The following is a 12238-nucleotide window of genomic DNA, read 5'->3' on the forward strand; positions in this document are numbered from 1 at the left end:
CGCGTCGTCGCACCCTGTCTGATGGCCGGGTGACGGTTGCGGACACCCGGAGCACGGTCGAAGCGGTTTGGCGGATCGAGTCGCCGCGGCTCATCGCGGGCCTGGCCCGGATGGCTCGCGGCGACGTCGGTCTCGCCGAGGAGCTGGCGCAGGACGCCCTGGTCGCGGCGCTGGAGCAGTGGCCGGAGTCCGGCGTGCCGCGCAACCCCGGCGCGTGGCTGATGACGATCGCCAAGCGCCGCGCGGTCGACCAGTTCCGCCGCAACGAGCGGTACGCGGAGAAGCTCGAGGAGGTCGGCCGCGACCAGCGGCTCGGCGACGGCGTCCTGCCCGACTTCGACGCGGGCCTCGACGACCACATCGAAGACGACGTGCTGCGCCTGCTGTTCGTCGCCTGCCACCCGGTGCTGAACACCCAGGCGCGGGTGGCGTTGACGCTGCGCATGCTGGGTGGCCTGACGACGGACGAGATCGCGCGCGCGTTCCTGGTGCGCGAGTCGACGATCGCGCAGCGGATCGTCCGGGCGAAGAAGGCGTTGTCGGCGGCGAAGGTCCCGTTCGAGGTGCCGGAGGGCGACGAGCGCGTCGCCCGGTTGTCGTCCGTGCTCGAGGTCATCTACCTGGTGTTCAACGAGGGTTATTCGGCCACGCGCGGCGACGACTGGATGCGCCCGGCGCTGTGCGAGGAGGCGATGCGGCTCGGCCGCGTCCTGGCCGGGCTGATGCCGGGCGAGTCGGAGGTCCACGGCCTGGTCGCGTTGATGGAGCTGCAGGCCTCCCGCGCGAAGGCCCGCACGAAGCCCAACGGCGAGCCGGTGCTGCTGCTGGACCAGGACCGATCGCGCTGGGACCGCCTGCTGATCCAGCACGGCTTGGCGGCGTTGACGCTGTCGGAGCAGATCGCGGAGGGAGCGTACGGGCCGTATTCGGCACAGGCGGCGATCGCGGCTTGCCACGCGCGCGCCCGGACGGCGGAGGAGACGGACTGGGCGCGGATCGCGGCGTTGTACGAGGGGCTGGGCAAGCTCCAGCCGTCGCCGGTGATCGAGCTGAACCGCGGGGTGGCGGTGGCGATGGCTTACGGGCCCGCTGCCGGGTTGGAGGTCGTCGATGCCGTGGCAGGGGACCCGGCGTTGAAGGACTACCACCTGCTGCCGAGCGTCCGAGGCGATCTGCTGCAGAAGCTGGGGCGGCTGGCGGAGGCGGAGAAGGAGTTCCGGCGCGCGGCGGAGATGACGGAGAACGCGCGGGAGCGGGAGCTGCTCCTGAACCGCGCCACCGCGGTGAGCGGCTAGCGGTCCCGCCAGGACATCGGTGACAGCGTCAAGGCCGCCTCTGCGATCTTCCGCGCCGTCTCCGTCGTGAGCCCCTTCCGCGCCGACTCGATCCACTCGTCCACCCGCCGCACCCCGACGTCGCGGTACTCCAACGCCTGCAGCAGCATCTCCAGCTTGTCCGCGTCCTTGGCGCACAACGCTTCCGCCGACTCCCGCGTCTCGTACTCGTCCACAGCCGCGCGCACCAGCTCGCGTGACCGCGAAGGCAACGCAGCCGTCTGGTCGGCGGTGATCTCCCGCGGCTCAGGCTTCCGCAGGTAATCGACAGCCGTCAGGGGCAGGTCGCCCGTGCGCGTCTCCTGCGTGTCGTGCCACAACGCCAGGAACGCCGCTCGCTCCGGAGACGCGCCCTCCTCGACCGCGAGCAACGCCGCCAGCTGGGCCGCTCGCAAGCTGTGCTCGCCCACCGACTCCGGGTCGCGGACGCCCGCGTGCCACCAGCCCGACCGCCGGACTCGTTTCAGCAGGCCCAGCTCGTACCCGAACGACGCCAGAGGTGCACTCATGCCGCCCAGCCTAGGGCGACGGGATCATCGCCGTCAGGATCGTCGCCTGCAGGAGTGAGATCACGCCGACCACCGCCGTCAGCAGCAGGGACCACAGGAACGTCTGCCGCAGCAGCGAGCCCTCCTTGCCGCTCTGGCCGATCGCCGTCGCGCCGATCGACAGGTTCTGCGGCGAGATCATCTTGCCCATCACGCCGCCCGACGTGTTCGTCGCGCCCGCCAGGATCGGGTTCAGGTTCAGCTGCTGCGCCGAGATCACCTGCATCGGGCCGAACAGGCTGTTCGTCGACGCGTCCGAACCCGTCAGGAACACGCCCAGCCAGCCGATGTACGCCGAGAACAGCGGGAACACCGCGCCCGTCGTCGCCAAGGCCAGGCCCAGCGTCTGCGTCGCGCCCGAGTAGTTCATCACGAACGCGATCGCCAGGATCATGAAGATCGTCGCCAGCGCCCAGCGCATCTGGACCAGCGTCGACCAGTACGTCTTGAGCAGCAACGCCGGCCGCGCGCCCATCGCGAACCCGGCGATCACCGCCGCGAGCAACGCCACCGTGCCCGGCGAGAACAGGAAGTCCACCGTGAACGTCGCCGCGTAGGGCGCGTTCTTCGCCGTGATCGGCGGGTGCTGGACGACGTGGTTGTGCAGCCCCGGCCACGCGAACACCCAGTCCGCCTTGTGCAGCAGCTTCGTGAGGTCGAGCCACGCCGGCAGGTTCTTGAAGATCGTGCCGATCCGGGACAGGAAGATCGCCAGGATCAGGATGACGTACGGCATCCACGCGTACAGCGCGCCACGCTCGGCCTGCGCCGCTCCGAGACTCTTGACAGCGCTTTCTTCGCCGTCGAACCGCCACACCGTCGCGGGCTGCCAGAACCGCGTCAGGACCCACAGCGCGGCCATCGCGGTGAGCGCGGCGAGGACGTCGACCAGGCTGGCGCTGATGTAGTTCGACGCCACGAACTGCATGGCGGCGAACGCGAGCCCGGCCGTCAGCACCGCCGGCCACACCTCGAGCATGCGCTTCCAGCCCGCCAGCACCACGACCAGGAACGCCGGGATGATCAGCGCCAGCACCGGCACCTGCCGCCCGACCATCGCCGAGAACAGCTCGGTCGCCTGGTCCTGCTTGAGGTGCATGATCGGCGCGGTCAGCCTGCCCAGCACGATCAGCGGGTTGCCGAGCCCGCCGAACGCCACCGGCGCGGTGTTCGCCAGCAGCGCCAGCACGACGGCCTTCACCGGCGGGAACCCGAGCGCGGCCATCATCGCCGCGGTGATCGCGATCGGCGACCCGCCACCCGCGACGCCTTCGAGCAGCGCGCCGAACGCGAACGCGATGAGCAGCGCCTGCAGCCGCCGGTCCTCGCTGAACCCGGCCAGCACCCGCTTGATGCTGTCGAACCGGCCGGTGGCGACCGTGACGTTGTGGAAGTACACCGCGTGGAACGCGATCCAGGCCACCGACCACACGCCGAACAGCACGCCCATCGCCGCGGAGTCGAACGCCAGCGCGGCCGGCATCCGGTACAGCAGCAGCGCGACGCCGAGCGCGGTGACCAGCGCGAGCGCGGCCGAAAGGTGCGCGGAGAAGCGGACCACGCCGAGCGCGACCAGCAGCACCACGATCGGCAGCGCGGCGAGCAGCGCGGACAGCCACAGCCCGCCCGCCGGCTGGTAGTCCTGGAGCCAGGTCATACCCGCTGCCCCCGGACGTAGCCGAGGCGCAGCGAAAGGGCGGCGGCCGTCCCGGCGACGGACGCGCCGAGCTCGTCGAGGCGGCGCAGCACGCGCGGCGCGGGCCCGGCGATGCTGATGGCGGCGATCGGCCGTCCCGAGTGGTCGCGGACGGCGGCGGCCACGCACCCGACGTCCGGCTCGTTCTCGACCTCGTCGATCGCCCAGCCACGACGGCTGGTCCGCGCGAGCTCGTCCAGCAGCCGGTGCGGGTCGCTGATCGTCTTGAGCGTCAACGGATCCAGCTTCATCCGCCGGACGCGCTCGGCGCGGTCGGCTTCCGGCAGCGCGGCGAGCCAGGCCTTCCCGAGCGACGTCGCGTGCTGCGGCCGTCGCGTGCCGAGGCGGCAGGCGAGCGTCACGGCGCTGGCGCTGCGTTCGGTGGCGACGTAGACCATGGTGTCGTTGTCCGGCACGGCGAGGTAGGTGGTCTCGCCCGAACGTTCCGCGAGCGACGCGAGGTACCGCGGCGCGCAGCGGTGCAGGTCGGTCGCCGCCATGGCGCGGGCGCCGAGCTCGACGAGCCGCGTCCCCAGCCGCACGCGGCCGGTGACCTGGTCGGCTTCGAGGTACTCGAGGTTCTTCAGGGTGCCGACGATGCGGTAGGCGGCACTGCGGGAAAGCCCCAGTTGCCGCGCGATCGCATTGGTGGAAATCTCCTGGTGCCGGCCCACGTGCTCGAGCACCGCGAGCCCGCGTTCGAGAGTGCCGCTTGATTCCAGCCCGCGCTCCGGTGCCACGTTGCCCTCCGTTGGACGTCCCGGTGTCCGCTCAGCGGTACGCATTTCCGCTGGGTGGGGTTGGACGGTAACACCTCCGATGAATCTTCGGAAGATCTTGGAATAACTCGGAACAATGCGAGTGCTTGCGCACGCTAATTGGTACAACCTCCGATGGTTAAGTTCCCTACCAATGGCGGTTGCGCGGCGCGGACCAGGCGCGTTCGACAAGTTCGACAACGTTGTCGTTCAGGTCCGTGAATGCGCATTCACGGACCTGAACAGTTTCTCAGGATTACGAATACCGGGCCGCGGTGCGCACCGCCCGACGTCGCGAATGACTCATTCGGGACCTCAGGCGTCCCGAATGAGTCATTCGCGGCGCCTGGTGGGCCGTCGGGCGAGGGTGCGGGTCACGAATACCGAGCCGCGGTGCGCACTTCCGCGAGGGCTTGGCGCGCGGTTTCGCCGAAGTCGGCACCGGCCGTGTCCAGCCACCGTTCGAGTGCGATTTTCATGGCGAGCGCGCCCAGTTCGGCGGCGACGCAGGCGGTCAGCTCGGCGAAGCCGCGCGCCTTGAGCGCGTCGGTCATCGCGGCCGTGAGTGCCAGCCCCTTCAGGGCCTCGCGCTCGCGCAGCTCCGGGTTGGCGGTGATCACCGACCGCCGGAGGGCGCTGAACTCGCGGTGCTCCGGCGTGAAGATCTCCCGGCCGGCGGCGGCGATGGCGTGGCCCACCGCCTCGAGCGGGTTCGCCGCGCCCTGCGCGTCGGCGATCGCCTTGGCGAGCAGCTCGGCCATCGTGCCGCCGCCGAAGAGCACTTCGCGCTTGTCCTGGAAGTGCCGGAAGAACGTGCTCTTCGTCAGGCCGGCGCGCTGGGCGATGTCGATCACCGTGGTGTTCTCGTAGCCGCGCTCGGCGAACAGGTCGAGGGCGGCTCGGCTCAGCCGCTCTCGCGCGTTCGGTTGCCAGCGGGCCATGCGACCCAGTTTACGGCACTTGGTCCCGTCATGGGTGTACGGTGATGGGACCAAGTCTCATCACTCACCTCAGGAGGTCCCATGAGCCGCGCAGTCGTCTACGAGAAGTTCGGTGGTCCCGAAGTGCTGGAGCTGCGCGAAGTCCCGGAACCGCACGCCGGGCCGGGCGAGGTGCGCGTCCGCGTCACGGCCGCCGGGCTCAACCCCATGGACTGGGGCCTCGCCGCGCGGCCCGAGGCGGCGGCGCGGTTCGGCATCACGCTGCCGTCCGGGTTCGGGTACGACTTCGCGGGCGTCGTCGACGAGGTCGGGCCCGGTGCCACCGGCTTCACCGCGGGCGACCGCGTGTTCGGCGGCGTGCTAGCCCGGGCCGTCGCCGACCACGTGGTCGTCAAGGTGCCCGTCCCGGCACCCGACGCGCTCTACCCGACGCCGTCCGGGATCAGCGACGAGGTCGCGAGCACGCTGGCGGTCGCCGGTTCCTCCGCGGTCGCCGCGCTGGCCGCCGTCGGCCTGCGGTCCGGCGACACCCTCCTGGTCGGCGGGGCCGCCGGGGGCGTGGGCATCTTCGCCGTCCAGCTCGCGAAGCTCGCCGGAGCCACCGTCATCGGCACCGCCTCGGAAGGCACGTTCGAGTTCCTCCGGAAGCTCGGCGCCGAGCCCGTCACCTACGGTCCCGGTCTGGCGGACCGCGTCCGGGGCATCACCGCGGCGACGGACCTCTACGGCACCGAGACGGCCGAGGCCGCGCTGGCCCTCGGCGTGCCGCCCGAGCGCATCTCGACGATCGCCGCGGGCCCGACCCCGCCGGGCGGCGTGCGCGCGACCGGCGGCGCCGACGCGGAACCGGGTGCCCTGAAGAAGATCACCGACGCGATCGTCGCCGGGCAGCTCACCGTGCCGATCGCCGAGGTCTTCCCGGTCGAGCGGATTCGCGACGCCGTCGCGCTGCAGGCCGCGCGGCACGTCCACGGCAAGGTCGTCGTCACGCTCTGAGCGCTCAGGGGCGAGACGCGGGCCACGGACTCAGGGTCCTCACAGCGCCCGGCGGGCACCATCCGCACCGATGACCGCCCGAAACCCCTTCCGCACCCGCGCGTCCGTGGCCGCCGGGCGGCTGACCGCCTGGCTGTCGCGCAGCTCGGGTCTCGGCCGCGGCGGCGTGATCGGCGGCCGCGTCACGCTGGCGCTCGACCCGCGTGCCCTGCGCCGGCTCGGCCGGGAGCGCACGGTCGTGCTCGTCACCGGCACCAACGGCAAGACGACGACGTCGCTCATGCTCACCCGGGCGCTGGCGGCGCTGGCCGAGGTCGCCGCGAACAGCGACGGCGCGAACATGCCCGACGGGATCCTCGCCGCGCTGGCCGCCCGCCCGGACGCGCCGTACGCGGTGCTCGAAGTGGACGAAACGTACGTGCCGTGGGTCGCCGAACAGCTCCAGCCCGCGGTGCTCGTGCTGCTCAACCTCAGCCGCGACCAGCTCGACCGCGTCGGCGAGGTCCGCGCGACCGAGCGCGACCTGCGGGCCGCGATCGCCGCGCTGCCCGGCACGGTGGTCGTCGCGAACTGCGACGACGTGCTGGTCGCGTCCGCGGCGAGCGCGGCCGCGAAGCCGCTGTGGGTCGGCACGGGCCGCCGGTGGACCGGCGACTCGACGGCGTGCCCGCGCTGCGACGGCCGCGTCGAAACCCGCGGCGGGAGCTGGCACTGCGGCTGCGGGCTGGCCCGCCCGGAGCCCGGCTGGACCCTCGACGGCGACCTCGTCCGCACGCCGGGCGGCCGCCAGGTCGACCTGGACCTGCGGCTGCCCGGCGACGCGAACCGCGCGAACGCGGCGTTCGCGATGGCGGCGGCGCACCGGCTCGGCGTGCCGCCGCACACCGCCGCGGCCCGGCTGCGCACGATCACCGACATCGGCGGCCGCTACCGGACGATCCGCCGGTCGCGGCACTCCGTGCGGCTGATGCTGGCGAAGAACCCGGCCGGCTGGGCGGAAACGCTGCGCGTGCTGGACGAGGACACCCCGGTCGTGGTCGCGGTCAACGCCCAGGAGGCCGACGGCCGCGACCTGTCCTGGCTCTGGGACGTCCACTTCGAGCGCCTGCGCGGGCGGCAGGTGGTCGTCACCGGCGAGCGCAGTGCCGACCTGGCCGTGCGGCTCTGCTACGCCGAGGTCGCGCACTGGGCCGAGCCGGACCCGGTGGCGGCGATCGACGCGCTGCCGCCCGGCGGCGTCGAGCTGGTCGCCAACTACACGGCGTTCCGCGAGCTGGTCGGCAGGTTGCCCGGTGCGTGACTCGGTCGTCCGCATCGGACTGCTGCTGCCGGAGGTGCTCGGCACCTACGGCGACACGGGCAACGCGCAGGTGCTCTGCCAGCGGCTGCGGTGGCGCGGGTACGAGGCCGAGGTGGTCCCGGCCGGGCTCGGCGAGCCGGTACCGTCCACAGTGGACTTGTACCTGCTCGGCGGCGGCGAGGACGGCGCACAGGCACTGGCCGCCGCACACCTGCGCAAGCACTGGCGGGCGCTGTCGCGCGGCGCGGTGGTGTTCGGGGTGTGCGCGGGGCTGCAGGTGCTCGGCACGCGGTTCCGCGGCCTCGACGGCGTCGACCACGACGGCCTCGGCCTGCTCGACGTGACGACCGAGCCCGGCGAGCGGCGGGCGGTCGCCGAGCTGGTCGCGACGTCGTCGGGGCTGCTGCCCGAGCCGCTGACCGGGTTCGAGAACCACCTCGGGGTGAGCAAGCTCGGCGCCGACAGCGAGCCGTTGGGGCAGGTGGTCCGCGGCACGGGCAACGGCGACGGCACGGAGGGCGCGGTGACCGGCCGGGTGGTCGGGACATACCTGCACGGCCCGGCGCTGGCCCGCAACCCGGCGCTGGCGGACCTGCTGCTGAGCTGGACGGCCGGGCACCCGCTGGGCCCGCTGGAGGTGCCGGAGGTCGACCGCCTGCGCGTCGAGCGGCTCGCGGCGACGCGCCGCCGCCGAACCCCGTGAGGAAGCGAGACCCGGCCGCCGCCGGTGCCCCAGTGGCCGGCCAGCAAGCTCCGGCCACCGCTGTTGACGCGCGGCCAGCGCCCCAAGGCGGCCTTGGTTGCGTCTCACGCACCGAAGGCCGCCTTGGGTGCGTCAGACGCACCGAAGGCCACATTGGGGCGCTTGGACGCACCGAACGCCACATTGGGTGCGTTGGACGCACCGAAGGCCACATTGGGTGCGTTGGACGCACCCAACGCCACATTGGGGTTGTTTCATCGTGAACGTGGCTGGTCAGGCCGTCGAGCTCCTGGTGTTTGCCTGTGACGGTAAGAAGTGGTGCCCGGACCAGCGCGGCGAGCCTGGACATAGGTGAAGCCCTCGGCAAGATCGAGATGTGAGTCAATCACCCGCCGAGGGCTTCGGTCCTCTTTCCTACCAGGTCACCCTTCCGCTCTCGCGGCAAACCCTGCAACTGGTCGCCGGGCTCATCCGCACCCGCCGATCCCGGCTGCGGTCACGATGGCGCAAAGCCACCCCCGCTGAGCAGGCACTAGCGGTACTGGCGGTGCTGCGCCACGACCCGCGCCTGGCCCACATCGGCGGCGGCCTGAGCGTATCCGCGTCCACGGTGCGCCGCTGGGTGCTGGAAGTCATCGGCCTGCTCGCCGCCCGCGCCACGCGACTGGACCGCGTCCTGCGGCGGCTGGTCGCGCGAGGCGGGTCGGTAGTGCTGGTGGACGGCACCCTGATCCGGACCCGGCGCCGCACCGGACGCGCCAACCGGGCCAACTACAGCGGCAAACACAAACAGCACGGCCTGGTCACGCTCGGGCTGACCGACGAGCAGGGCCGGCTGCTATGGGTCTCGGCAGCGCTGCCGGGCAGGACCGCCGACATCACCGCCGCCCGCCGGCTTCGCATCCGCCAGCACCTGCACGCCCACGGCCTGACCCCGGCCGGGGACAAAGGGTTCCACGGCTGGCACAAAGACGTCCGCGCCACCCGCGACTGCCCGGTCTGCGCAGGTCCCTGCGAGCAGGTCGTGCTCACCCCTTACAAAGCCGAAGCCCGCCGACCGCTGACCAAGGCCCAGAAACAGGCCAACGCCGCGTTCGCGGCGATGCGGTGCGCGGTGGAAGGCGGATTCGCCGCCCTCAAACACTGGCACATCCTCGACAAACTCCGTCTCGACACCCGCCACGCCACCACCCTGCTACGCGCTCTGCTCGTGCTCACCCAGCACGAGCAGAGCGTCCGAGACCCGCAGCCCTGAGCTGGTACCACACCCGGTCCCCCCGCCGTGACCAGCCCAAACCACGATGAAACAACCCCATTGGGGCGCTTGGGGCTCGCGGCCGCGGTTACGCTGCGTTGGTGAAGCTGGGCAAGGTGATCGCCGCGACCGGGGTTCGGATGCGCACCACCGCCGTGGCGGTGTTCGCGCTCGCGCTGGCCATCGCCGCCGCCGGGGTGGTTGTCGTGCTGCTGCTCGAAGAGTCTCTCGACCGCAGCGTCACCGAGAGTGCCCGCAGCACCGGCCGCCAGGTCGCCATCCAGCTCGTCCGCGAAGGCGCGCGCGACCTCAGCGCGAGCGATGTCGCCAGCACCGGCGACACCGAGGCCGTCACCCAGGTCCTGAACGCCCGCGGCGTGCCGATCGCGAGCGACCCCGCCATCGTCGGGCACCCGCCGCTGACCGCCGCCCGGCCGAGCGTCGGCCACGAGACCATCGAGACCCTCCCGCTCGGGCTCAACGGCGACAGCGACGACTACCGCGTCGTCTCCCAGGAGGTCAACGGGCCGGGCGGGCCCTACACCGTGATCTCCGCGCGCTCGCTCGAGCCAGTGACCGAGGCGTCGACCCGGCTGACGCTGCTGCTCGGGCTGATCGCCGTGCCGCTGCTGGCGATCTCCGGGCTGGCCGTCTACCGCGCGGTCGGCTCCGCGCTGCGGCCGGTGGAGCGGATGCGCCGGACCGTCGCGGAGATCTCGACGCGCGACCTCGCCGCCCGCGTCCCGCTGCCGCCGGGCGGGGACGAGGTGCACCGGCTCGCCGTGACGCTCAACGAAATGCTCTCCCGGCTCGCGTCCGCGCAAGCCGCGCAACGCCGGTTCGTCGCGGACGCCAGTCATGAACTCCGGTCGCCGCTCTCGACGATCAGCACCGCCCTCGACGTCTCCGGGCGGCACCCGGAAAGCACCGGCGACCTGGTGCCGGTGATCGGCCGCGAAACCGCGCGGCTGCGCGAGCTCGTCGACGACCTGCTCATGCTGGCCCGCACCGACGACACGACCGACCGCCCGTCGCGCACCGAGGTCGACCTCGACGACATCGTCCGCGCCGAAGCCGAACGCGTCCGCGGCGAGTGTGCGCTGGACGTCGAGGTCCGCGCCGGTCCCGCGAAGGTGCGCGGCAGCGAGGCCCAGCTGCGGCGGGCGGTGCGGAACCTGGTCGACAACGCGCGCGGGCACGCCCGCTCGCGCATCCGCGTCACCAGCTCCGTGCGCGGCGACCTCGCGGTGGTCGAGGTCAGCGACGACGGGCCCGGCGTCGGCGAAGCCGACCGCGACCGGATCTTCGAACGGTTCGTCCGGCTCGACGCGTCCCGCCAGCGCGGCCACGGCGGCACCGGGCTCGGCCTGCCGATCGTGGCCGGGATCGCGGCACGCCACGGCGGCAGCGCCCGCTACGCCGAGTCCGACGAGCCGGGCGCGCGGTTCGTGCTCGAACTGCCCGTGCTCGACCTGCCGGAGGAGGAGTAGTGCGCCTGCTGATCGTGGAAGACGAGCGCGAGTTCGCGGAGACGCTGCGGCGCGGACTGGTCGCCGAGGGCTTCACCGTCGACGTCGCGCATACCGGGCGCGACGGCCTCTGGCGGGCGACCGAGCAGGAGTACGACGTCGTGGTGCTCGACATCATGCTGCCCGAGCTGTCCGGCTACGAAGTGCTCAAACGCTTGCGGGCGGCGGAAAACTGGACGCCGGTGCTGATGCTCACCGCGAAGGACGGCGAGTACGACGAAGCCGACGCCTTCGACCTCGGCGCCGACGACTACCTGTCCAAGCCGTTCTCCTTCGTCGTGCTGATCGCCCGGCTGCGGGCCCTGCTGCGCCGCGGCGCCCCGGCTCGCCCCGCCGTGCTGGAGGCGGGCGACCTGCGGCTCGACCCGTCCGCCCGGACCGTCCACAGAGGACAACAACGGATCGAGCTGACCGCGCGGGAGTTCGGGTTGCTGGAGTTCCTGCTGCGCCGCGCGGGCACCGCGCTGACGAAGAACGAGATCCTCGGCCACGTCTGGGACGCGCACTACGACGGCGACGAGAACGTCGTCGAAGTGTACATCGGGTACCTGCGGCGCAAGATCGACGTGCCGTTCGGCACCCGCACGATCGAGACGGTCCGGGGTGTCGGGTACCGCCTCGTGGACGTTACCCGATCGTGATCTGACGAGGGAAATCCGGAAATTGGTCCCGCTGGGTGTCCCGGCGTTGCGCCATTCGCCGCCGCCGGTTGCCGCAAGTTGCCCAGCCGTTCCCGCGAACCGGTGAAAAATACCGTACCGCCGCCCGTCTGCGCGTGGTTGTGCCCGTTGCTACGGTGGGCACCCACCCGCGACGAGGAAAGCGATGACGGAATCGCCGGAAACATTCCTTGCCCCCAGCGACAATACTCCGGAGGCCGCTGAGAAATCCGTTTCCCCGCTCCGCGCCGCCGACGCCATTCACGCGGCGAGGACGCAGTTCGGCGTGGTCACGGGGCTGACCCCGCACGCCGTGACCGGGGTCCGCACCCGCGCCGACGGCGGCTGGTCCGTGCTCGTCGACGTCGTCGAGCTGGCTCGGATCCCCGACTCGACCAGCGTCATGGCCACCTACCGGGTGGACATCGGCGCGGACGGCGAGCTCGGCGCGTGCGAGCGGCTGCGGCGGTTCACCCGGGGCGCCACCGACTCCTGAAAGGTTGGTTGACACACGATTGG

Annotated in this window: 12 protein-coding genes; 8 read left to right on the plus strand and 4 right to left on the minus strand. The window is 72.1% G+C overall.

Annotated elements, in window-relative coordinates; genetic code table 11:
- Positions 1-29: 29 nt before the first annotated feature.
- Complete coding sequence (locus QP939_RS17670) at positions 30-1295, plus strand: RNA polymerase sigma factor (protein WP_285457873.1); 1266 nt, start codon at positions 30-32, stop codon at positions 1293-1295.
- On the opposite strand, the gene QP939_RS17675 is transcribed toward QP939_RS17670, so the two are convergent.
- The 4 genes from QP939_RS17675 to QP939_RS17690 form a co-directional block, all read right to left on the minus strand.
- A complete protein-coding gene (locus tag QP939_RS17675) occupies positions 1292-1843 on the minus strand; it encodes an HD domain-containing protein (protein WP_285457875.1) in 552 nt (183 codons plus the stop codon). The two genes, QP939_RS17670 and QP939_RS17675, sit on opposite strands and share 4 nt — an antisense overlap.
- 10 nt (positions 1844-1853) lie before the next feature.
- Positions 1854-3539: an L-lactate permease gene (locus tag QP939_RS17680; protein ID WP_285457876.1), complete on the minus strand. Its 1686-nt coding sequence runs from the start codon at positions 3537-3539 to the stop codon at positions 1854-1856.
- Complete coding sequence (locus tag QP939_RS17685) at positions 3536-4363, minus strand: IclR family transcriptional regulator (RefSeq protein ID WP_285457878.1); 828 nt, start codon at positions 4361-4363, stop codon at positions 3536-3538. Before QP939_RS17685 ends, QP939_RS17680 begins: the two co-directional genes overlap by 4 nt.
- A 347-nt stretch (positions 4364-4710) precedes the next feature.
- Positions 4711-5277 (minus strand): TetR/AcrR family transcriptional regulator, encoded by a 567-nt coding sequence (locus QP939_RS17690; protein WP_285457879.1) that lies wholly within the window; start codon positions 5275-5277, stop codon positions 4711-4713.
- Positions 5278-5358: 81 nt separating this feature from the next.
- On the opposite strand from QP939_RS17690, the gene QP939_RS17695 reads away from it, so the two are divergent.
- The 7 genes from QP939_RS17695 to gvpO all read left to right on the plus strand — a co-directional run bounded on the left by QP939_RS17695 (position 5359) and on the right by gvpO (position 12215).
- Positions 5359-6273, plus strand: a complete 915-nt coding sequence (locus tag QP939_RS17695; RefSeq protein ID WP_285457880.1) for an NADP-dependent oxidoreductase — start codon at positions 5359-5361, stop codon at positions 6271-6273.
- Between the two features lie 70 nt (positions 6274-6343).
- A complete protein-coding gene (locus QP939_RS17700; RefSeq protein ID WP_285457881.1) occupies positions 6344-7573 on the plus strand; it encodes a MurT ligase domain-containing protein in 1230 nt (409 codons plus the stop codon).
- Positions 7566-8276, plus strand: a complete 711-nt coding sequence (locus QP939_RS17705; RefSeq protein ID WP_285457883.1) for a type 1 glutamine amidotransferase — start codon at positions 7566-7568, stop codon at positions 8274-8276. Before QP939_RS17700 ends, QP939_RS17705 begins: the two co-directional genes overlap by 8 nt.
- Positions 8277-8652: 376 nt before the next feature.
- Positions 8653-9531, plus strand: coding sequence for a transposase family protein (locus QP939_RS17710; RefSeq protein ID WP_285449446.1), 879 nt, complete (start codon positions 8653-8655; stop codon positions 9529-9531).
- A 101-nt stretch (positions 9532-9632) separates the two neighbouring features.
- Entirely contained in the window at positions 9633-11021 is a 1389-nt protein-coding gene (locus QP939_RS17715; RefSeq protein ID WP_285457885.1) for a sensor histidine kinase, read from the plus strand.
- Entirely contained in the window at positions 11021-11701 is a 681-nt protein-coding gene (locus QP939_RS17720; RefSeq protein ID WP_285457887.1) for a response regulator transcription factor, read from the plus strand. The genes QP939_RS17715 and QP939_RS17720 overlap by 1 nt, the downstream gene beginning before the upstream one ends.
- 184 nt (positions 11702-11885) lie before the next feature.
- Positions 11886-12215 carry a gas vesicle protein GvpO gene (gene gvpO / locus QP939_RS17725; protein ID WP_285457888.1) on the plus strand — a complete coding sequence of 110 codons (330 nt, stop codon included), beginning with the start codon at positions 11886-11888 and terminating at the stop codon, positions 12213-12215.
- Positions 12216-12238: the final 23 nt, after the last annotated feature.

Origin of the sequence: Amycolatopsis nalaikhensis (genome assembly GCF_030264295.1) — a bacterium.
GTDB lineage: Bacteria > Actinomycetota > Actinomycetes > Mycobacteriales > Pseudonocardiaceae > Amycolatopsis > Amycolatopsis nalaikhensis.

What these genes read in the sequence shown, in the direction of transcription:
- QP939_RS17675 (WP_285457875.1), bottom strand. Translation starts at nt 1,843, where the DNA reads ATGAGTGCACCTCTGGCGTCGTTCGGGTACGAGCTGGGCCTGCTGAAA.
- QP939_RS17680 (WP_285457876.1), bottom strand. Translation starts at nt 3,539, where the DNA reads ATGACCTGGCTCCAGGACTACCAGCCGGCGGGCGGGCTGTGGCTGTCC.
- QP939_RS17685 (WP_285457878.1), bottom strand. Translation starts at nt 4,363, where the DNA reads ATGCGTACCGCTGAGCGGACACCGGGACGTCCAACGGAGGGCAACGTG.
- QP939_RS17690 (WP_285457879.1), bottom strand. Translation starts at nt 5,277, where the DNA reads ATGGCCCGCTGGCAACCGAACGCGCGAGAGCGGCTGAGCCGAGCCGCC.
- QP939_RS17695 (WP_285457880.1), top strand. Translation starts at nt 5,359, where the DNA reads ATGAGCCGCGCAGTCGTCTACGAGAAGTTCGGTGGTCCCGAAGTGCTG.
- QP939_RS17700 (WP_285457881.1), top strand. Translation starts at nt 6,344, where the DNA reads ATGACCGCCCGAAACCCCTTCCGCACCCGCGCGTCCGTGGCCGCCGGG.
- gvpO (WP_285457888.1), top strand. Translation starts at nt 11,886, where the DNA reads ATGACGGAATCGCCGGAAACATTCCTTGCCCCCAGCGACAATACTCCG.